Origin of the sequence: Streptomyces sp. NPDC051064 (assembly GCF_044455985.1) — a bacterium.
Lineage (GTDB): Bacteria > Actinomycetota > Actinomycetes > Streptomycetales > Streptomycetaceae > Streptomyces.
In genome coordinates, this window is the sequence record NZ_JBITFK010000009.1 from 398,906 (window position 1) to 416,329 (window position 17,424).

The window sequence follows — 17,424 nt, forward strand, 5'->3', positions numbered from 1 at the left end:
GTCACACCAGGTAGGCGTTGTCGAGGTTGAGGTAGGAGAACTTGTTGAGCGTGACGCCGTGCAGCCCGGCGGCGGAGACCTGGACCTGGCCCCGTACGACGAGGTCGATGATGAAGGCCTCGTCGAGCAGGATGCCGGAGATCTTCTCGTGCAGGGCGTTCGCCGCCGCCGCGCTCGTCTCGGGCTTCGTCCAGGCCTCCCGCACCACCGTGGTGTACGCGTCGGACCGGTAACGGGAGGTGTTCTTGGCCTCGTTGAACGGATAGGCGCTCACCGCGAGCGTGGAGGGCTGGATCTGGGCGAAGCCGTGCCCCATGGTCCACAGGGCGGGCATGTCCTGGGAGATCAGCTTCTTCTGCCCGGTGGCGGGGTCGGTGGGCTGGAGCGTGACGTGGACGCCCACCTGTTCGAGGTCGTACTGGAGGGACTCGGCGATCGCGGTCTCGCTCGGCAGCGCGAGGTGCAGCAGGGGGAGTTCGAGCTTGGTGTGCCCCGTGGACCGGAGCAGCTCCCTGGCCTTGCCGGGGTTGTGGGAGTAGTGGGTGCGGTGGGCCTCGGTGAAGGCGGGCGAGGACTTGGGCCAGGGGGCGGCGGAGGCGAGACCGTAGCCGCCGAGGGTCTGCGCGAGGAGCCGGTCGCGGTCGACGGCCCAGGCGAGGGCATGCCGGACCGCCCGGTCGTCCAGCGGCGCGACGGTCGTGTTGACGCCGAGGTAGATGGCTCCGGCGCCCGTGTCGTAGTCGGTGACGGAGAGCCGCTTGTCGCTCTTGACGGTGCCGAGGTTCTTGCCGGGCACGTTGAAGGAGAGCTGGGACTGGCCGGAGCGCAGGGACGAGATCAGCGCGTCGGCCTGCGGTATCACGCGCAGTTCCACGCCGTCGAGATAGGGGCGGCCCGGCTGCCAGTAACTGTCGTTCCGCGTCAGGCTCAGCCCGGAGCCGGGGCTCCACTTCTTGAGCCTGAACGGCCCGGTGCCGATGAGCTTCCTGCCGGTGACGGCGTCCTCGACCGTCTCCGAGTCAGCGATGATCATGAACTCGAAGAGGTCGAAGAGGTTGTTCACGGGGTGCGCCAGCTTGAGCACCAGCTCGTGGTCACCCCGTTTCTCGAATCCGGTGATCGTCCCGGCGGTGCTGCGCAACTGCGCCGCGCGCACCGGGTTCTGGAGGTTCTTCACCGCGAAGACGACGTCGTCGGCCGTGAACTTCCGGCCGTTGTGGAAGGTGACGTCGTCGCGCAGCCGCAGCGTGATGCTGCGCCCGTCCTCGGCGTACGTCCAGGAGGCGGCCAGCTCCGGCTGCGGGCTCAGCCGGTCGTCGTAGCGGGTCAGCGTGTTGAAGATCAGCCGGTGCTGCAGGGACTGCTGACTCTGCGAGAAGAGCAGGGCGGGCGCGAAGTCGGCGTTGACGGCGACGTCGAGAATGCCGCCTCGTTCGGGTGAGGCACCCGCGCTCCGGGCGTCGGACGAGGCCTCCGAGACCGCCGAGCGGCAGCCCGCCAGGCCCAGTCCGAGAAGCAGGGTGCCGCCGCCCGCGGCGCGCAGCGTGGAGCGCCGGGACGGTCCGGTGGACGTGGACGGGTACAGCTCGGTCATCGAAGCCTGCCTGTGATGGTGAGAGAGAGGGCGGTGGAGCGGGGCACGCGGGCGCTTTGCTTCCGCTGCAGCACGAATTGAGGGTGCGGGGGCCCGGCTCGTAGGAGGCGCGTTCCCGTACGGGGACACCAGGCCGCTGATCAGGCCTTGAAGGATCGGTCGAGCCCGGGACAGCCGCGTCGGCCGGGAGCATCGCCGAGCCGGTGCGACGGCGTCAGCGGCGCCCGTTGCGGGCCGGAGAGGAGAGGGTGGTGATCAGTCGCGGACAGCACAGACCGCGCTGGCCTGTCGACAGAGGTCGACGTGCCTGCGGGAGACAAGGCGCATATCCGGGTTCACGGGAGCAATATGACAGTGGCTCCGCCGGACGGTCAACCCGCCATGTCCGCATCCTGGTACGCGTCCCCTCCCCCGCCCCTCACCCCCTGAGCTCACGCTCGACTGCCGCCAAAGGGCTTCTGAACAGCGGGTTCAGCAGGATCGTGCCTGCCGCCACAGGCAATGCGGCCGTCCCGGCATGCGGACTGACGATGCGTTCGGGGTCCCCGCAGACATGGGAGAGATCGACCGCAGCACCCCGGATCTCCTCCAGGTAGTCCGGGTTGAGGAGGCTGGAGTGTTCGGTGACCACGACCAGGTCGGGGTTGAGGACGTCGAGCAGCAGGGCCGCCGCCCGGCCGACCGCACGGGCCCGCTCACGGAGCAGCCGGTCCGCCCGCCGGTCCCCCGCCGCTGCCGCGTCCACCACCAGGAACGCGTCCGGTTCGGGCACGATGCCCCGGCGCACGGCGGTCAGCGCGATCGCGGTGTTGGACGCCGTCGCCTCCAGACATCCGGTTCTCCCGCATGTGCAGGGGGTCGTGGAGTCGGGTACGGGCAGGTGGGCCACGTCGCCCGCGCCGGATCCGGGTCCCTGGTGGACCACCCCGGCGATCCCCAGGGCGGCGTCGACCACGTTGCCGACGAAGAGATGGACCAGGCTGCGGCGGGCCGCAGGCCGGCCGAAGAGGATCTCCGACTGGGCGATGGCCCGGGCGTGGTTGTCGAGCCGCACATCGACTCCGCCCAGACCACGGGCGAGTTCGGCCGCCAGCGGACGCTGGTGCCAGCCGAGCGCGTCGTGCCGGACCGCCGTCCCCAGGGCGGGGTCCACCCAGCCGCCGAGCGCCGCCCCCACGCCCAGCATGGGCCGTCCCTGGACCGTGTCGTCGAGGAATCCGCGCATGGCGTGGATGATCCGGCGCGACAGGTCCCCGGGAGCGATGCCATCGTGCGGGAGGTAGCGCCGCGCGAGGAGCCGGCCGCGCAGGTCCATGAGGCCGAACGTCGAGGCGGGCACGCCGATATGGATGCCGCCGGCCACCGGGCCCGCTGTTCCGTGGGGCTCCCCGGCCATCCCGGTGTGCAGGTCGATCGGGATCTGGGGCCGGCCCACGCCGCTGCTCTCCACCAGCTCGGGCAGTTCCCTCACCAGGCCGAGGCGGACGAGGTCGGTGCACTGGCGCGAGACGGCGGCCGGGCTGAGCCCGCAGAGATCGGCGATCGTCCGGCGGGCGACGGGCCCGTGATCGAGCACCGTGCGCAACACCGTGGCGGCGTTGGTCTCGCGGCGGCCGTCGCCGGTCGCCCTGGTCTGCTGGGCGGCTGCCATGGGGCTTCCTTCGATCCTGCGACGCCAGGGCGTCGCAACATTACGGCGGCGTGAAATCAGTCCGGGCCTTGTGCCCGGTTCTCCGGCGGGCTGCGCACCACGTACGCGACCGGAGGAAGGACCGCAGGTCGGACACGGTTTGACGGGGCTTCACCGGAGGCCGTGCGTGCGTTGTGGGAGTGCTGATTCAACCATCGCCGGACGGCCTCCGGGGCACCGGCCGGTGCTTGACGCCCGCCGTGCGGCGCTGCGAGTCTCCGGGACATGTCCGCGACGGCCGTTCCCGATGCGCGGCCCGCCCACGCCGGCCGCCCCACCACGCCGATGGCGTGTCCGGGCCGCTGTAAGGCTGCCTGAACCTGCCCCTCCGGTCCGTCCGTACGGCCGGGACGACCGCGCCCCGCACCACGGTCCAGCCACACTCCTAGCGCCCACACATCTCGCGCCCAGCGCTCGGCCGATTACTTCCTCTCCAAGATTAATCAATGACCGGTCTTGGACGATCTCGAAAACCGAAGGGAATCCCGTCATGTCCTCAGCAACCACCGCCCCCGCCTCCACCCTCACCGTCCAGAAGATCGGCGGCCGGCTCGGCGCGGTCATCTCCGGGGTGCGCCTCGGCGGGGACCTGGACCCGGCGACGGTCGCCGGGATCCGGGCCGCACTGCTGGCCCACAAGGTCGTCTTCTTCCGTGGCCAGGACCATCTGGACGAGGAGAGCCACGAGGCGTTCGGTCGACTGCTGGGCACGCCGATCGCCCACCCCACCGTGCCCTCCGCCGACGGCCGTTACTCGCTCGGCATCGACTCCGACCACGGCGGCCGGGCCAACCAGTGGCACACGGATGTGACCTTCGTGCCGGCCTATCCGGCCTTCTCGATCCTGCGTGCCGTCGTCATCCCTCCGTACGGCGGCAACACCCTCTGGTCCAACACGGGTGCCGCGTACGCCGAACTGCCCCAGCCGCTGCGCGTGCTCGCCGACAGCCTGCGCGCGGTCCACTCCAACGACTACGACTACGTGGCCGTGCGTCCCGAGGCCCGCCCGGAGGCCCTCGCCCAGTACCGCAAGGTGTTCACCTCGACGAAGTTCCAGACCGAACACCCGGTGGTCCGCGTCCACCCCGAGACCGGCGAACGCGTCCTGCTCCTCGGCAACTTCGTCCAGCGCATCAGCGGGCTGACCGGCCGTGACTCCCGCGCCCTCCTCGACCTGTTCCAGTCCCACATCGAGCGTCCGGAGAACACCGTGCGCTGGCAGTGGCAGACCGGCGACGTCGCCATCTGGGACAACCGCGCCACGCAGCACTACGGCGTGGACGACTCGGACGCCCACGAGCGCAAGCTCCGCCGCGTCACCATCGACGGCGACATCCCGGTCGGCACCGACGGCCGCTCCTCGACGCTGATCAGCCCCGAGGAGGTGCCCGACCCCTCGTTCGGCATCGCCTCCGGAGCCTCGACCGCCGAGGCCGCCGGAGCCCCGGAGAAGACGCACGCATGAGCGGGCACGGTGACCCACCCGCCCCGGCGGACGGTGCCCCGGCACCCTCCGCCGGGGCGCCCCCGCAGGTGATCGTGATCCTCACGGACCAGCAGCGCTGGGACACGGCCGGAGTGCACGGCAACCGCGCGGGGGTGACGCCCGAGTTCGACAGGATCGCCCGCGAGGGAACCCTGTTCGAGCAGGCGATCACACCCAACCCCGTCTGCGCGCCGGCGCGTTCGGCCCTGCAGACCGGGCGATACCCCACCGCGTCCGGCGTCTTCCGCAACGGGCTGCCGCTCCCCGAGGACGTACCCACCCTCGCCGGGGCGTTCGCCGAGGCCGGGTACACGACGGGCTACATCGGCAAGTGGCACCTGGCGGGCGAGGACGGTCCGGACGGCCCCGTACCGCCCGGGCGACGGGGTGGTTACGAGAAGTGGCTCGCCTCGGACCGCCTGGAGTTCACCTCGGACGCCTACCGCACGGTGGTGCACGACGAGGACGGAGAGCCGGTCCGGCTTCCCGGGTACCGCTCGGACGCCCTGATCGACGCCGCCATCCGCTTCGTGGCCGACCACCACGACCGCCCCTATCTGCTCTTCGTCTCCCTGCTGGAGCCCCATCACCAGAACCCCACCGACGACTACCCGGCGCCCGCGGGCTACCGCGAGCGCTATGAGGGCGCCTGGCTCCCGCCGGACCTGGCGGCACTCGCGCCGGGCGCTCCGCAGGGCGGCGCGCACCGTCATCTCGCCGGATACCTCGGCCAGATCAAGCGGGTCGACGAGGGGGTGGGCCGGCTGCGCGACACGCTCAGGAGCCTGGGCACGGAGGACCGCACGGTGCTGGCGTGGACCGCGGACCACGGCTCCCACTTCCGTACGCGCAACAGCGAGTACAAGCGCTCGGCCCATGAGTCGTCCGTGCGGGTGCCCCTGGCACTCACCGGTCCCGGATTCACCGGCGGCGGGCTCGTCCGGCATCCGGTCGGCACGGTGGACCTGATGCCAACGCTGCTGGAGGCCGCGGACATCGCCGTACCGGACGGCGTCCAGGGGCGGTCCCTGCTGCCGCTGACCGGCGGCGGCCATGACCCCGGCCGGGCGGGGTCCGTCCTCGTCCAGATCAGCGAGGACCGGGTCGGCCGTGCGGTGCGCACCTCACGGTGGAAGTACGCGGTGGACGCGCCAGGGGCGGACGCCTGGAACGAGCCGGACGCGAGGCTCTACACGGAGACCGAGCTGTACGACCTGGCGGCCGACCCCTACGAGCTGGACAACCTCGCCGGGCTCGCCTCGCACCGAGGAGTCGCCGACGGGCTGCTGGCGGAACTGCTGGAGTGGCTGGAGCGGATCGAGGGTGTGAAGCCCGTGATCGAGCTGGCCCCTGCCCGGCCGGCCGGGCAGCGTCGCGCGGAGCCGTTCCCGGCCGAGGTGCCCTGGGAGGGGGTGAGGTTCGGTCACCGCCCCAGTCCCTGAAGGGGGCGCTCTCCTGGCCAGGGCACATCAATTCGAGCGGGCCGAGCCCACGGGCGGCACCGATTGCGTGATCAAAATCCGGTGCGGTTAACATATGAGCACCGCCTAGCTCGAAAGATGGACTTGTGACTGCCACCGAGGACTCGTTCACCAATTGGAAGACCCGTGAGGAGATCGCGGAGTCGATGATCCCGATCATCGGGAAGCTGCACCGGGAGCGGGACGTCACGATCCTGCTCCACAGCCGCTCCCTGGTGAACAAGTCGGTGGTCAGCATCCTCAAGACCCACCGTTTCGCCCGGCAGATAGCCGGCGAGGAGCTCTCGGTCACCGAGACGCTGCCGTTCCTGCACGCCCTCGCGGCGCTCGACCTCGGCCCGTCGCAGATCGACCTGGGCATGCTGGCCTCGACGTACCGGTCGGACGACCGCGGCCTGTCGGTCGGCGACTTCACCGCCGAGGCCGTGGCCGGCGCCACGGGCGCCAACAAGACGGAGCGCCGAGAGGCGCGTGACGTGGTGCTCTACGGGTTCGGCCGTATCGGCCGCCTCCTGGCCCGCCTGCTCATCGAGAAGACCGGCTCCGGCAACGGCCTGCGGCTGCGCGCCATCGTCGTACGCCAGGGCGCCGGGCAGGACATCGTGAAGCGCGCCTCGCTGCTGCGCCGGGACTCCATCCACGGCCAGTTCCAGGGCACGATCACCGTCGACGAGGCGAACAGCCGGATCATCGCCAACGGCAACGAGATCCAGGTGATCTACTCCGACGACCCGACGGCGGTGGACTACACGGCGCACGGCATCAAGGACGCCATCCTCATCGACAACACGGGTCGCTGGCGCGACCGCGAGGGGCTGTCCAAGCACCTGCGCCCCGGCATCGCGAAGGTCGTCCTGACGGCGCCCGGCAAGGGCGACGTCCCCAACATCGTGCACGGGGTGAACCACGACACGATCAAGCCGGACGAGCAGATCATCTCCTGCGCCTCCTGCACCACCAACGCGATCGTCCCGCCGCTGAAGGCGATGGCGGACGAGTACGGCGTGCTGCGCGGTCATGTGGAGACGGTCCACTCGTTCACCAACGACCAGAACCTGCTGGACAATTACCACAACTCCGACCGCCGGGGCCGCTCGGCGCCGCTCAACATGGTCATCACCGAGACGGGCGCCGCCTCCGCCGTCACCAAGGCGCTGCCCGACCTCGACGCGAAGATCACCGGCAGCTCGATCCGGGTCCCGGTGCCGGACGTCTCGATCGCGATCCTGAACCTGCAGCTCGCGCGCGGCACCAACCGCCAGGAGGTCCTCGACTACCTCCGTAACGTGTCGCTGACCTCGCCGCTCAGGCGCCAGATCGACTTCATCACCGCCCCCGACGCGGTCTCGAGCGACTTCATCGGCTCGCGCCACGCCTCGATCGTCGACGCCGGAGCCACCAAGGTCGAGGGCGACAACGCGATCCTCTACCTCTGGTACGACAACGAGTTCGGCTACTCCTCCCAGGTCGTCCGGGTCGTCCAGCACGTCTCCGGGGTCGAGTACCCGACCTACCCGGCACCGGCGGTCTGATCCGAGCGGAAGACCCTACGGCTCCCGGTGCCACGAGGCGGCACCGGGAGCCGTCGCCACGGCCCGGTCAGGCGGTCCCGCTGCGGTCGGCGGTGACCGCCACAGTGGTGGAGGACATCGTGAGGATCGCCTCGTACGCATCCCCGGTCCGCTCGGCCGCCGGCCGGCTGAACGGTGAGCCGGGAACCTCCCGCCGGCAGGCCGTCACGAAGGCGTCGCTTCGCCGGATCACGGGGCGCGCCGCATCACGGCTTCACGAAGGGGCAGCGCTGAGCCGGCATCCGCGCGCGTGGCGGGCCGGTCTCAGACCAGGTCCTCCGCCTCCGGCAGCGGCTGTTCGGCCCAGATGGTCTTGCCGGTGCTCGTGTAGCGGGTGCCCCAGCGCTCGGTGAGACTCGCGACGAGCAGGAGCCCGCGTCCGCCTTCGTCGAAGATCCGGGCGCGGCGCAGATGGGGGGCGGTGCTGCTGCCGTCGAAGACCTCGCAGATGAGCGCGGTGTCCCGGATGAGGCGGAGCCGGATCGGTTCGGCGCCGTAGCGGATGGCGTTGGTGACCAGTTCGCTGACGACCAGCTCGGTGGTGAACACCGCGTCGTCCAGGCCCCACGCCGTGAGCTGGGCGGCGGCACGCTTACGGGCGTCCGAGACGACGGACGGGTCGGCGGGGAGGTCCCACGCGGCGTAGTGGCCCGCGTCGAGTCGCCGGGTACGGGCCATCAGCAGGGCGACGTCGTCGTTCAGCTGCTCGGGAACCAGCGCGTCCATCACGGTGTCGCAGGCTTCTTCGAGGGAGTACGTGGAGCGGCCGAGCAGGTCGCGGAGCTCGGCGAGGGCGTGATCGACGTCCCGGCCGGCCGTCTCGATCAGGCCGTCCGTGTACAGGGCGAGCCGGCTGCCCTCGGGCAGCTCGAACTCGGTCCCCTCGAAGGTCAGGCCGCCCACGCCGAGCGGTGACCCGGAGGGCAGCGGCAGCTGTCTGACGGTGCCGTCCGGGCAGGCCAGCATCGGCTCGGGGTGGCCCGCCCTGGCCATCGTGCAGAGCCCCGTCGAGGGGTCGTAGACGGCGTAGAGGCAGGTGGCACCGGCTACCTGCGCGCCCTCGGAGCTGTCCGCCGGCTGTTCACGGTCGAGCGTGAGCACCAGGTCGTCGAGCTGGGTGAGGAGTTCCTCGGGTGCGAGGTCGACATCGGCGAGGGTCCGTACCGCGGTGCGGAGCCTGCCCATGGTGGCCGAGGCGTGGAGACCGTGGCCGACGACGTCGCCGACCACCAGCGCGACCCGCGCCCCCGACAGCGGGATCACGTCGAACCAGTCCCCTCCGATGCCCGCCCCGGTGGTGTTCGGGAGATAGCGTGCCGTGACCTCGACCGCCTGCTGCCGGGCGGCCCGGCGCGGCAGCAGGCTGCGCTGCAGGGCGAGCGCCGTGGCCCGCTCGCGGGTGTAGCGACGGGCGTTGTCCACGCAAACGGCCGCACGCGAGACGAGTTCGGCGGCGAGCTGCAGATCCGCGGCACCGAACCCGCCGGGGGTCCGGTGCCGGCAGAACATGGACGTACCGAGAGTGATGCCACGGGCCCGCAGCGGAACCAGCAGAATCGAGTGGATCTTGTTCTCACGGAGGCTCCGCGCCCGCGCGGGATCGACCATTCTCCAGCGCCGCAGCGCCTCCTCGTCGACGGTGAAGCGCGCCGGTTCCCCGAGGACCAGTGCGCGGCCCACCTCGGAGTCCCGGTCGTACGCATGGATCTCACCGAGCGGGATGACCGACTCGGGGCACCCTTCGAGCACGGACTGCTGAGCCACGCGGTGGAAGCTGATCGTGTCCCTGTGGAGCACCGAACGCGCCTCGTCGCCCGTCAGCACCTCGGAGAGCAGGTCGACGGTCACGAAGTCGGCGAAGTCCTCGACGGCGAGCTCCGCCAGCTCCTCGGCGGTGCGCCCCACATCGAGCGTGCTGCCGATGCGCCGGCTGGCCTTGTTCAGCACGGCCAGCCGCCTGCGCGCCAGGAACTGCTCGGTCGTATCGAGTGTCACGACGGACACTCCCTGGACCTCGCCGGCGGCATCCCGAACGGGCGACATCGCCGCCTGCAAGATGTGCTCGCTGCCCGCCACCACGAGATGCGTCTCGTACGGCTCGCCCTCGCCCGTCCTCAGCACCCGGTCGATGGCTTCGGTGAGCCCTTTCCCGCCTTCGAGGAACAGTCCGGGCTCGACCTCCCCGGGCAGGAGCCCGATCAGCGACGCTTCGGTCTTGCTGACCGAAGCGGCCGCTGCCGCATTGGCCATGGCGAGCACTTGGTCCCGCCCGAAGTAGGCCACGGGCACCGGCAGCTGTTCCAGGATCTGACAGCGCACCTCGTCGGACGGCACGCAGGTGGGCCTCCTCTCACCCACGGCCTCCGGTGTGGGCTCACCACTGCCGGCCGACGGGCCCGCGCGGCCCGTCTCGTCCATGCTCATGGGCTCATCACTCGTCCTCCCCGCCTAGGCAGGTCGCCCACGAACACCCATATGCGACCTTTGTTCAAGAATGCCTTTGCGGGTTCCCGCTCTCAACCGCCGACTCCCCCGACGCAGCCGATTGGCTCAGCGGCCTTCGACGGCGAGCGGGCCGCCCGCGTGGAACGCCAGCTTCGCGAAGCGTTCGCCGATGCGACGGTGCGTGGCGGCGTCGGGGTGCAGGGCGTCGGGGAGCGGCAGCTCCGCGGAATCGGCCTCGCCGTAGAGTTCGCGGCCGTCCAGGTGGTGCAGATGCGGGTCCTCGGCCGCCCGCTGCTCGACGATGCGGGCGAGTTCCTCCCTGATGACGGTGAGCGTGAGCTTTCCGGAAGCCGTTTCGGCCGGGTCTCCCGTGGCTCTGAACTTCAGCTTCCCCTCGCTGAGGGCGCTGAGGTCAGGTGTGCTGGGGCCGGGGGTCTCCTCGTGGATGGGACAGAGGATGGGCGAGACGACCAGCAGCGGGGTGGTGGGGTGTCCTTCGCGGATCGTGTCGAGAAAGCCGTGGACGGCCGGGGTGAAGGCGCGCAGGCGCATCACGTCCGTGTTGACCAGGTTGATGCCGACCTTGACGCTGATCCGGTCGGCGGGTGTGTCACGCAGGGCGCGGGCGGTGAACGGGTCGAGCAGGGCACCGCCGCCGAACCCCAGGTTGACCAGCTCCACCCCGCCATGGGCGGCGGCCAGCGCGGGCCAGGTGGTGGTGGGGCTCGCGACATCGGAGCCCTGACTGATGGAGCTGCCGTGATGGAGCCAGACCGTCCGGCCCCGGTGCGGGACCGGCTCGACCGGGGCGTCGGTGCGCAGGGCGACCAGCTCGGTGGTCTCGTTGTGCGGCAGCCAGATCTCGAGGTCCTTCAGGTCTGCGGACAGACCGCTGAAGCGGAGGGTGCCCACCGGCCCGGGCCGGACCCCGGCCGATCCGGTGGCCATGTCGATGGTCAGGGTGTTGCCACCCGTCACAGTGGCCTGGTCCGCGAGGCGGCCGTCGACCAGCAGGTCGTAGACGCCGTCCGGCCGGGGCGGGGCTCCCACGTACACCCTCTTGGTGGGCAGGGTGTCCAGCTCCACGACGGTCGCCCGCGTACGCACGACGAGGCGCACGCCGGAGGGCTGGGCCTCCGCCATGGCCAGCTGGCCGTCGGTGTTCTGGACGCGCGCACGGGCGGGCAGCCGGTGCGGCAGCAGACCGCGCTCGGTGCGCTCCAGGTCGAGGGCGCCGCGTAGGAGGTCCTCGGTGAGGTCCGTCGTCATCAGCTGGGGCCGGGTGCTCATTGTTCGTACCTGTTCCGTTGTGCGTCGGCTCGGCCGGGAGGGGCCGGCCGGATTCAGGGCGCGGGCCAGTTGCGCAGCAGGGCGTCGAGGGCATCCAGGACCCGTGACCAGGTCTCCTGCGTGCCGGGGGCGCTGTGGCTGAAGCTTCCGCCCGATTCCAGGCTGATGTAGCCGTGGAAGACGCTGCCCAGCAGCCGGACCGCATGTGTCTGGTCGGGCTCCGTGAGGTCGTAGCCACGCAGGATCGCCCGCGTCATCTGGGCGTGCCTCGCACCGGCACTGGCGGCGGCCGCCTCCGGGTCGAGCCTGAGCTGCGCGGCGGCGTAGCGGCCGGGGTGCTCCCGGGCGTAGTCGCGGTAGGCGTTCGCGAACGCCTCCAGCGCGTCCTTGCCGGCTCGCCCGGCCAGAGCGGCGGCGACGCGGTCGGCGAGTTCCGCCAGGGCCAGCAGGGCGATCCGCGTCCTGAGGTCCTGTGAGTTCTTCAGATGCGAGTAGAGGCTCGCGTCCTTGACGCCGAACTGCCGGGCGAGTGCCGCGACGGTCACGTTGTCGAAGCCGACCTCGTCGGCCATGTCCGCTCCGGCCTGCGTCAGACGTTCTGCGGTCAGTCCTGCTCGTGCCATGGTCACCCTTCCTCCGCCGGATTCGATTATGCATTTACCTAGGGGCATTAGGCAAATCATCGAAGCGCCTAGGAATCAATCCCACAGCGGGGGCGTGTGCGCACCCCCGCGACGTAGCGCTCCGGGTCCGCGCCGAGGACGAGGTTCTGGACGATCACGAGCGCGGAGAGCCGTTGGCGGAGCTCCAGTTGGAGAGCGCACCCGTCCGGGGAGAGGCCACCCCCCAGGTCGCCGACCGGGGATCCGTCCGGCTTTCCGAGGCCGGGGGCGACGATTCCCGCAGCCGGGACGGCGGTGAGCGGGGCGCGGCCCGGAATTTCAGCCCGCGAAGCCGCCCACCCTCGCGTACGGACCACGTCAAGAAATGCACCCCGCCCGTATGGAGCCCGTCAAAGGCGCTCAACACCCGGCAGGCCGTGCAGTTTGCTTTTCTTCGGCCGCACCGGCCGATTCCATTCCTTTCACTTCATACAGGAGCTCACGATGGCCGATCCGGCCTTCGTCGCCACCACGATCGCGGTTTTCGCACTGGTGGCTCTCATAGCAAGGGGGGTGACGAAACTGTGACCGCCGAGAACATCGCCGGCCTGGTCGTGGCCGTCTCTCTGCTGGTGTACCTCGTCCTTGCGCTCGTGTACCCGGAGAGGTTCTGAAGCTCGATATGAGCCCTGTAACAGCTGGTGTGCTTCAGTTGCTCGCGCTGATTTCCGCGCTCGCCCTCGCATACCGTCCGCTCGGTGACCACATGGCCCGGGTCTACTCCTCGGAAAAGCATTACCGGCCGGAAAAGTGGATTTACCGTGCCGTCGGAGCCGATCCGTCGGCCTCGATGCGCTGGCCCGCCTATCTGCGCGGCGTACTCGCTTTCTCCGCGGTGAGCGTCCTCTTCCTCTACGCGCTTCAGCGTCTGCAGGGGGCTCTGCCCGGTTCGCTCGGCTTCGTGTCGATCGACCCGGACCAGGCGTTCAACACCGCGGCGTCCTTCGTGGCGAACACCGACTGGCAGTCGCACTACGGCGAACAGGCCATGGGCCACGTCGTGCAGACCGGCGGTCTCGCGGTGCAGAACTTCGTCTCGGCCGCTGTCGGTATGGCCGTGGCCGTGGCCCTCGTACGCGGGTTCTCGCGCTCCCGCACCGGCGAGCTCGGAAACTTCTGGACGGACCTGGTGCGCGGCACCGTACGCATCCTGCTGCCGATCGCCGTGATCGGCGCGGTCGTCCTGGTGGCGTGCGGTGTCATCCAGAACTTCTCCGGCATCCACGAGGTCGGGCAGTTCACGGGCGGCACGCAGCAGTGGAACGGGGGCGCGGTCGCCTCGCAGGAGGTCATCAAGGAGCTGGGGACGAACGGTGGCGGCTACTTCAACGCCAACTCCGCCCACCCCTTCGAGAATCCGAGCCCCTTCTCCAACCTGTTCGAGATCTTCCTGATCCTCCTGATCCCGTTCGCGCTGACCCGCACCTTCGGCCGCATGGTCGGCAACCTGCGGCAGGGCTACGCGATCCTCGCCACGATGGCCACCATCTGGATCGGCTTCACGGCCCTGATGATGTGGACGGAGTTCGCCCACCACGGCCCGGCTCTTGACATCGCCGGCGGTTCGATGGAGGGCAAGGAGACACGGTTCGGTATCGGCGGATCGTCGATCTTCGCCGTGGCGACCACCCTCACGTCGACCGGTGCGGTGAACTCCTCCCACTCCTCGTACACGGGGCTGGGAGGCGGCATCACCATGCTCGGCATGCAGTTGGGAGAGATAGCGCCCGGCGGTGTCGGTTCCGGTCTCTACGGCATGCTGGTCATGGCGGTCATCGCCGTGTTCATCGCCGGCCTCATGGTCGGCCGTACACCCGAGTACCTCGGAAAGAAGATCGGCACCCGGCAGATCAAGCTCGCGGCGTGCTACATCCTGATCACGCCGGCGCTGGTGCTCTGCTTCACCGCTGTGGCGATGGCTCTGCCGACTCCGGCCGACTCGATGACCAACAGCGGTGCGCACGGGTTCTCCGAGATCCTCTACGCCTACACCTCCGGCGCCAACAACAACGGCTCCGCCTTCGCCGGGCTCAACGCCGACACCCAGTGGTTCAACACCACCATCGGCATCGCGATGCTGCTCGGGCGTTTCCTGCCCATCGTGTTCGTCCTGGCACTGGCCGGCTCGCTCGCCGAGCAGCACCCCGTCCCCGCCACAGTGGGCACCCTGCGGACCGACAAGCCCCTCTACGCGGGCCTGCTGGTCGGCACGATCCTCATCCTCACCGGTCTGACCTACTTCCCGGCCCTGGCGCTGGGGCCGCTCGCCGAAGGACTCGCCTCATGAGTGCCGTCACCCCCACCCGTGCCCCGCACGAAGACCTGTCCGGCGACGGCGCCGCGTCCGGCCGTGTCGGCGGGGGGCTCTTCGACCCGAAGCAGCTGATCAGGTCCTTCCCGGACGCCGTGAGGAAGCTCGACCCGCGCGTCATGGTCAAGTCCCCGGTCATGTTCGTGGTGTTCGTCGGCTCGGTGGTCACCACCCTGCTGGCGCTCCAGGATCCGGGGGACTGGTTCGGCTGGGCCATCACGGCCTGGCTGTGGCTGACCACCGTCTTCGCCAACCTCGCCGAGGCCGTCGCCGAGGGGCGCGGCAAGGCCCAGGCCGACACCCTGCGCAAGGCGAAGACCTACACGGTCGCCCGCCGGCTGAACGGCCGTGACGAGGTGGAGGTGCCCGGCACCGAGCTGCGCGTCGGCGACCTGGTCGTCTGCGAGGCCGGTGACATCATCCCCGGCGACGGTGACGTCGTCGCGGGCGTGGCGTCCGTCGACGAGTCGCCCGTCACCGGCGAATCCGCCCCGGTGATCCGGGAGTCGGGCGGCGACCGCAGTGCCGTCACCGGTGGCACGAAGGTGCTCTCCGACCGGATCGTCGTGAGGATCACCACCGAACCGGGGAAGACCTTCATCGACCGGATGATCGCCTTGGTCGAGGGCGCCGCCCGGCAGAAGACCCCCAACGAGATCGCGCTCAACATCCTGCTCGCCTCGCTGACCATCGTCTTCCTGCTCGCCGTCGTGACCCTCCAGCCGTTCGCGATCTACGCCGGCGCCAGGCAGTCCATGATCGTGCTGGCCGCGCTGCTGGTCTGCCTGATCCCGACGACCATCGGCGCCCTCCTCTCCGCGATCGGCATCGCGGGCATGGACCGTCTCGTCCAGCGCAATGTGCTGGCCATGTCGGGGCGAGCGGTGGAGGCGGCGGGTGACGTCTCGACGCTGCTGCTCGACAAGACCGGCACGATCACACTCGGGAACCGGCAGGCGGCAAAGTTCGTGCCGGTGAGGGGTGCGGCCGAGGCGGAGCTGGCCGATGCGGCGCAGCTGTCCTCGCTGGCCGACGAGACTCCCGAAGGCCGCTCGATCGTGGTCCTCGCGAAGGAGAAGTACGGTCTTCGCGAACGCCACCAGGGCGAGCTCACCCACGCCGCATGGGTCGCCTTCACGGCTCAGACCCGTATGTCCGGGGTGGACGTGGACGGTCTCAAGGCCCGTAAGGGGGCGGCCGGTTCGGTCGTCGCGTGGGTACGGGAGCGGGGCGGCCACCTCGCCGACGACGCCGGTGCGCTCGCCGGCCGGATCTCGGAGGCCGGCGGCACCCCGCTGCTCGTCGCCGTCGAGGATGCGAAGGGCGCCCGGATCCTGGGCGTCATCCATCTGAAGGACGTCGTCAAGGACGGCATGCGGGAGCGGTTCGACGAACTGCGGCGGATGGGCATCAGGACCGTCATGATCACGGGTGACAACCCGCTGACCGCCAAGGCGATCGCCGACGAGGCGGGAGTCGACGACTTCCTCGCCGAGGCCACCCCCGAGGACAAGATGGCCCTCATCAAGCGGGAGCAGGCGGGCGGCAGGCTCGTCGCGATGACGGGGGACGGCACCAACGACGCCCCGGCGCTCGCCCAGGCGGATGTCGGCGTGGCGATGAACACCGGTACCTCGGCCGCCAAGGAGGCCGGGAACATGGTGGACCTGGACTCCGACCCCACCAAGCTCATCGAGATCGTCGCGATCGGGAAGCAGCTCCTCATCACGCGGGGCGCCCTGACCACCTTCTCCATCGCCAACGATGTCGCGAAGTACTTCGCGATCATCCCGGCCATGTTCGCGGTGGTCCACCCGGGCCTGGAAAAACTGAACATCATGGGCCTCGCGTCACCCGAGTCCGCGATCCTGTCCGCCGTCATCTTCAACGCGCTGATCATCATCGCCCTCGTACCGCTGGCCCTCAAGGGGGTCAGGTACCGGCCGGCCGGCGCCGACGGGATGCTGCGCCGCAACCTCGGGATCTACGGACTCGGCGGCCTGGTCGCACCGTTCATCGGCATCAAGATCATCGACCTGCTCCTCTCCCTCGTTCCCGGGCTCTCCTGAACCAGAAACGGCTGATCAGCCATGAACACCTCTCTCAAGAACACCGCCCGCCTCGTAGGGGCGGGGCTGCGCGCCCTGCTCGTCCTCAGCGTCATCTGCGGCGTCCTCTACCCGCTCGCCGTGACAGGCGTCGCCCAGGCACTCTTCAGCGAAAAGGCCAACGGTTCCGAGATCAGTGACGGGAACGGCCGGACCGTCGGGTCGTCCCTGATCGGGCAGACGTACAACCTGCCGAAGCAGAACCCCGACGACGCGGACGAGGTGGCGAAGCCGGACCTGAAGTGGTTCCAGCCCCGCCCGTCGAACGGTCTGGGCAGCAACAGCGTGAACCTTCAGTACTCACTGATCCTCTCAGGTGCCACCAACCGCTCGGCGGACAACGCCGCCCTGGTCACGTGGGTCACCGAGGCGAAGGCGGCGGTCGTCGCGGACAACTCCACCCCGTCCTACAAGGTGCGGCCCCAGGACGTGCCGGCCGACGCGGTCACCTCCTCCGGCTCGGGGCTCGACCCGGGCATCTCCCCGGCGTACGCGAAACTCCAGGTCCACCGGGTCGCCGAGAAGAACAACCTCCCCGTCGAACAGGTCGCGAAGCTGGTGGCCGATCACACCGAGGGCCGCACCCTCGGGTTCATGGGCGAGCCCCGGGTCAACGTCCTGGAGCTCAACACCGCGCTCAAGGACGTGAGCGAGGGCTGACACAGCTCGGCGGCCAGCGGCGGCGGGTGCGGCCCGGACCCCCCCCCCGCGCGGGGCCCCCCCCCCCCCCGGGCGCCAAGCCCGGGCGGGTAGGGCGCGCCCCCCATAACCCCCCCGCCCCACCCA

General features: G+C 70.1%; 15 protein-coding genes. 7 read left to right on the forward strand and 8 right to left on the reverse strand.

Annotated elements, in window-relative coordinates; translation table 11 throughout:
• Position 1: 1 nt before the first annotated feature.
• From ACIBCU_RS30595 to ACIBCU_RS30605, 3 genes are all read right to left on the reverse strand, one after another.
• The gene (locus ACIBCU_RS30595; RefSeq protein ID WP_399235398.1) at positions 2 to 1,594 is read right to left on the reverse strand and encodes an ABC transporter substrate-binding protein; all 1,593 of its coding nucleotides are present in this window, start codon (positions 1,592 to 1,594) and stop codon (positions 2 to 4) included.
• A 255-nt stretch (positions 1,595 to 1,849) separates the two neighbouring features.
• Positions 1,850 to 1,921: a putative leader peptide gene (locus tag ACIBCU_RS30600; RefSeq protein WP_362929678.1), complete on the reverse strand. Its 72-nt coding sequence runs from the start codon at positions 1,919 to 1,921 to the stop codon at positions 1,850 to 1,852.
• A gap of 91 nt (positions 1,922 to 2,012) precedes the next feature.
• On the reverse strand, positions 2,013 to 3,245 hold the full coding sequence (locus tag ACIBCU_RS30605; RefSeq protein ID WP_399235400.1) for an ROK family protein: 1,233 nt from the start codon (positions 3,243 to 3,245) through the stop codon (positions 2,013 to 2,015).
• 529 nt (positions 3,246 to 3,774) lie between these two features.
• Between ACIBCU_RS30605 and ACIBCU_RS30610 the strand changes: the two genes are divergently transcribed.
• The 3 genes from ACIBCU_RS30610 (at position 3,775) to ACIBCU_RS30620 (ending at position 7,783) form a co-directional block, all read left to right on the forward strand.
• Positions 3,775 to 4,749 (forward strand): TauD/TfdA family dioxygenase, encoded by a 975-nt coding sequence (locus ACIBCU_RS30610; RefSeq protein ID WP_362929517.1) that lies wholly within the window; start codon positions 3,775 to 3,777, stop codon positions 4,747 to 4,749.
• Positions 4,746 to 6,212, forward strand: coding sequence for a sulfatase-like hydrolase/transferase (locus ACIBCU_RS30615; RefSeq protein ID WP_399235402.1), 1,467 nt, complete (start codon positions 4,746 to 4,748; stop codon positions 6,210 to 6,212). Before ACIBCU_RS30610 ends, ACIBCU_RS30615 begins: the two co-directional genes overlap by 4 nt.
• A 125-nt stretch (positions 6,213 to 6,337) precedes the next feature.
• Positions 6,338 to 7,783 (forward strand): glyceraldehyde-3-phosphate dehydrogenase, encoded by a 1,446-nt coding sequence (locus tag ACIBCU_RS30620; protein ID WP_362929513.1) that lies wholly within the window; start codon positions 6,338 to 6,340, stop codon positions 7,781 to 7,783.
• A gap of 67 nt (positions 7,784 to 7,850) precedes the next feature.
• Here ACIBCU_RS30620 and ACIBCU_RS30625 read toward each other — a convergent pair whose 3' ends face one another.
• From ACIBCU_RS30625 to ACIBCU_RS30645, 5 genes are all read right to left on the reverse strand, one after another.
• Positions 7,851 to 8,015: a hypothetical protein gene (locus ACIBCU_RS30625; RefSeq protein WP_362929511.1), complete on the reverse strand. Its 165-nt coding sequence runs from the start codon at positions 8,013 to 8,015 to the stop codon at positions 7,851 to 7,853.
• Between the two features lie 71 nt (positions 8,016 to 8,086).
• Entirely contained in the window at positions 8,087 to 10,246 is a 2,160-nt protein-coding gene (locus ACIBCU_RS30630) for a SpoIIE family protein phosphatase (protein WP_362929509.1), read from the reverse strand.
• Positions 10,247 to 10,372: 126 nt separating this feature from the next.
• Entirely contained in the window at positions 10,373 to 11,557 is a 1,185-nt protein-coding gene (locus ACIBCU_RS30635) for a GDSL-type esterase/lipase family protein (RefSeq protein ID WP_399235405.1), read from the reverse strand.
• Positions 11,558 to 11,610: 53 nt separating this feature from the next.
• The gene (locus ACIBCU_RS30640) at positions 11,611 to 12,180 is read right to left on the reverse strand and encodes a WHG domain-containing protein (RefSeq protein WP_362929505.1); all 570 of its coding nucleotides are present in this window, start codon (positions 12,178 to 12,180) and stop codon (positions 11,611 to 11,613) included.
• A gap of 68 nt (positions 12,181 to 12,248) precedes the next feature.
• Positions 12,249 to 12,536 carry a hypothetical protein gene (locus tag ACIBCU_RS30645; RefSeq protein WP_362929503.1) on the reverse strand — a complete coding sequence of 96 codons (288 nt, stop codon included), beginning with the start codon at positions 12,534 to 12,536 and terminating at the stop codon, positions 12,249 to 12,251.
• Between the two features lie 207 nt (positions 12,537 to 12,743).
• On the opposite strand from ACIBCU_RS30645, the gene kdpF reads away from it, so the two are divergent.
• The 4 genes from kdpF to ACIBCU_RS30665 are packed head-to-tail and all read left to right on the forward strand — an operon-like array spanning position 12,744 to position 17,298.
• Complete coding sequence (gene kdpF / locus ACIBCU_RS30650) at positions 12,744 to 12,833, forward strand: K(+)-transporting ATPase subunit F (RefSeq protein ID WP_033304754.1); 90 nt, start codon at positions 12,744 to 12,746, stop codon at positions 12,831 to 12,833.
• Positions 12,834 to 12,841: 8 nt separating this feature from the next.
• Positions 12,842 to 14,506 carry a potassium-transporting ATPase subunit KdpA gene (kdpA, locus tag ACIBCU_RS30655; protein ID WP_399235408.1) on the forward strand — a complete coding sequence of 555 codons (1,665 nt, stop codon included), beginning with the start codon at positions 12,842 to 12,844 and terminating at the stop codon, positions 14,504 to 14,506.
• Positions 14,503 to 16,599 (forward strand): potassium-transporting ATPase subunit KdpB, encoded by a 2,097-nt coding sequence (gene kdpB, locus ACIBCU_RS30660; RefSeq protein ID WP_399235410.1) that lies wholly within the window; start codon positions 14,503 to 14,505, stop codon positions 16,597 to 16,599. Before kdpA ends, kdpB begins: the two co-directional genes overlap by 4 nt.
• Before the next feature lie 21 nt (positions 16,600 to 16,620).
• On the forward strand, positions 16,621 to 17,298 hold the full coding sequence (locus ACIBCU_RS30665; protein ID WP_362929497.1) for a potassium-transporting ATPase subunit C: 678 nt from the start codon (positions 16,621 to 16,623) through the stop codon (positions 17,296 to 17,298).
• The last annotated feature ends 126 nt before the right edge of the window (positions 17,299 to 17,424 follow it).

Coding starts and splice junctions, on each gene's coding strand:
- ACIBCU_RS30595 (WP_399235398.1), bottom strand. CDS start 1,594: ATGACCGAGCTGTACCCGTCCACGTCCACCGGACCGTCCCGGCGCTCC.
- ACIBCU_RS30605 (WP_399235400.1), bottom strand. CDS start 3,245: ATGGCAGCCGCCCAGCAGACCAGGGCGACCGGCGACGGCCGCCGCGAG.
- ACIBCU_RS30610 (WP_362929517.1), top strand. CDS start 3,775: ATGTCCTCAGCAACCACCGCCCCCGCCTCCACCCTCACCGTCCAGAAG.
- ACIBCU_RS30615 (WP_399235402.1), top strand. CDS start 4,746: ATGAGCGGGCACGGTGACCCACCCGCCCCGGCGGACGGTGCCCCGGCA.
- ACIBCU_RS30630 (WP_362929509.1), bottom strand. CDS start 10,246: ATGAGCATGGACGAGACGGGCCGCGCGGGCCCGTCGGCCGGCAGTGGT.
- ACIBCU_RS30635 (WP_399235405.1), bottom strand. CDS start 11,557: ATGAGCACCCGGCCCCAGCTGATGACGACGGACCTCACCGAGGACCTC.
- ACIBCU_RS30640 (WP_362929505.1), bottom strand. CDS start 12,180: ATGGCACGAGCAGGACTGACCGCAGAACGTCTGACGCAGGCCGGAGCG.
- kdpA (WP_399235408.1), top strand. CDS start 12,842: ATGAGCCCTGTAACAGCTGGTGTGCTTCAGTTGCTCGCGCTGATTTCC.
- kdpB (WP_399235410.1), top strand. CDS start 14,503: ATGAGTGCCGTCACCCCCACCCGTGCCCCGCACGAAGACCTGTCCGGC.
- ACIBCU_RS30665 (WP_362929497.1), top strand. CDS start 16,621: ATGAACACCTCTCTCAAGAACACCGCCCGCCTCGTAGGGGCGGGGCTG.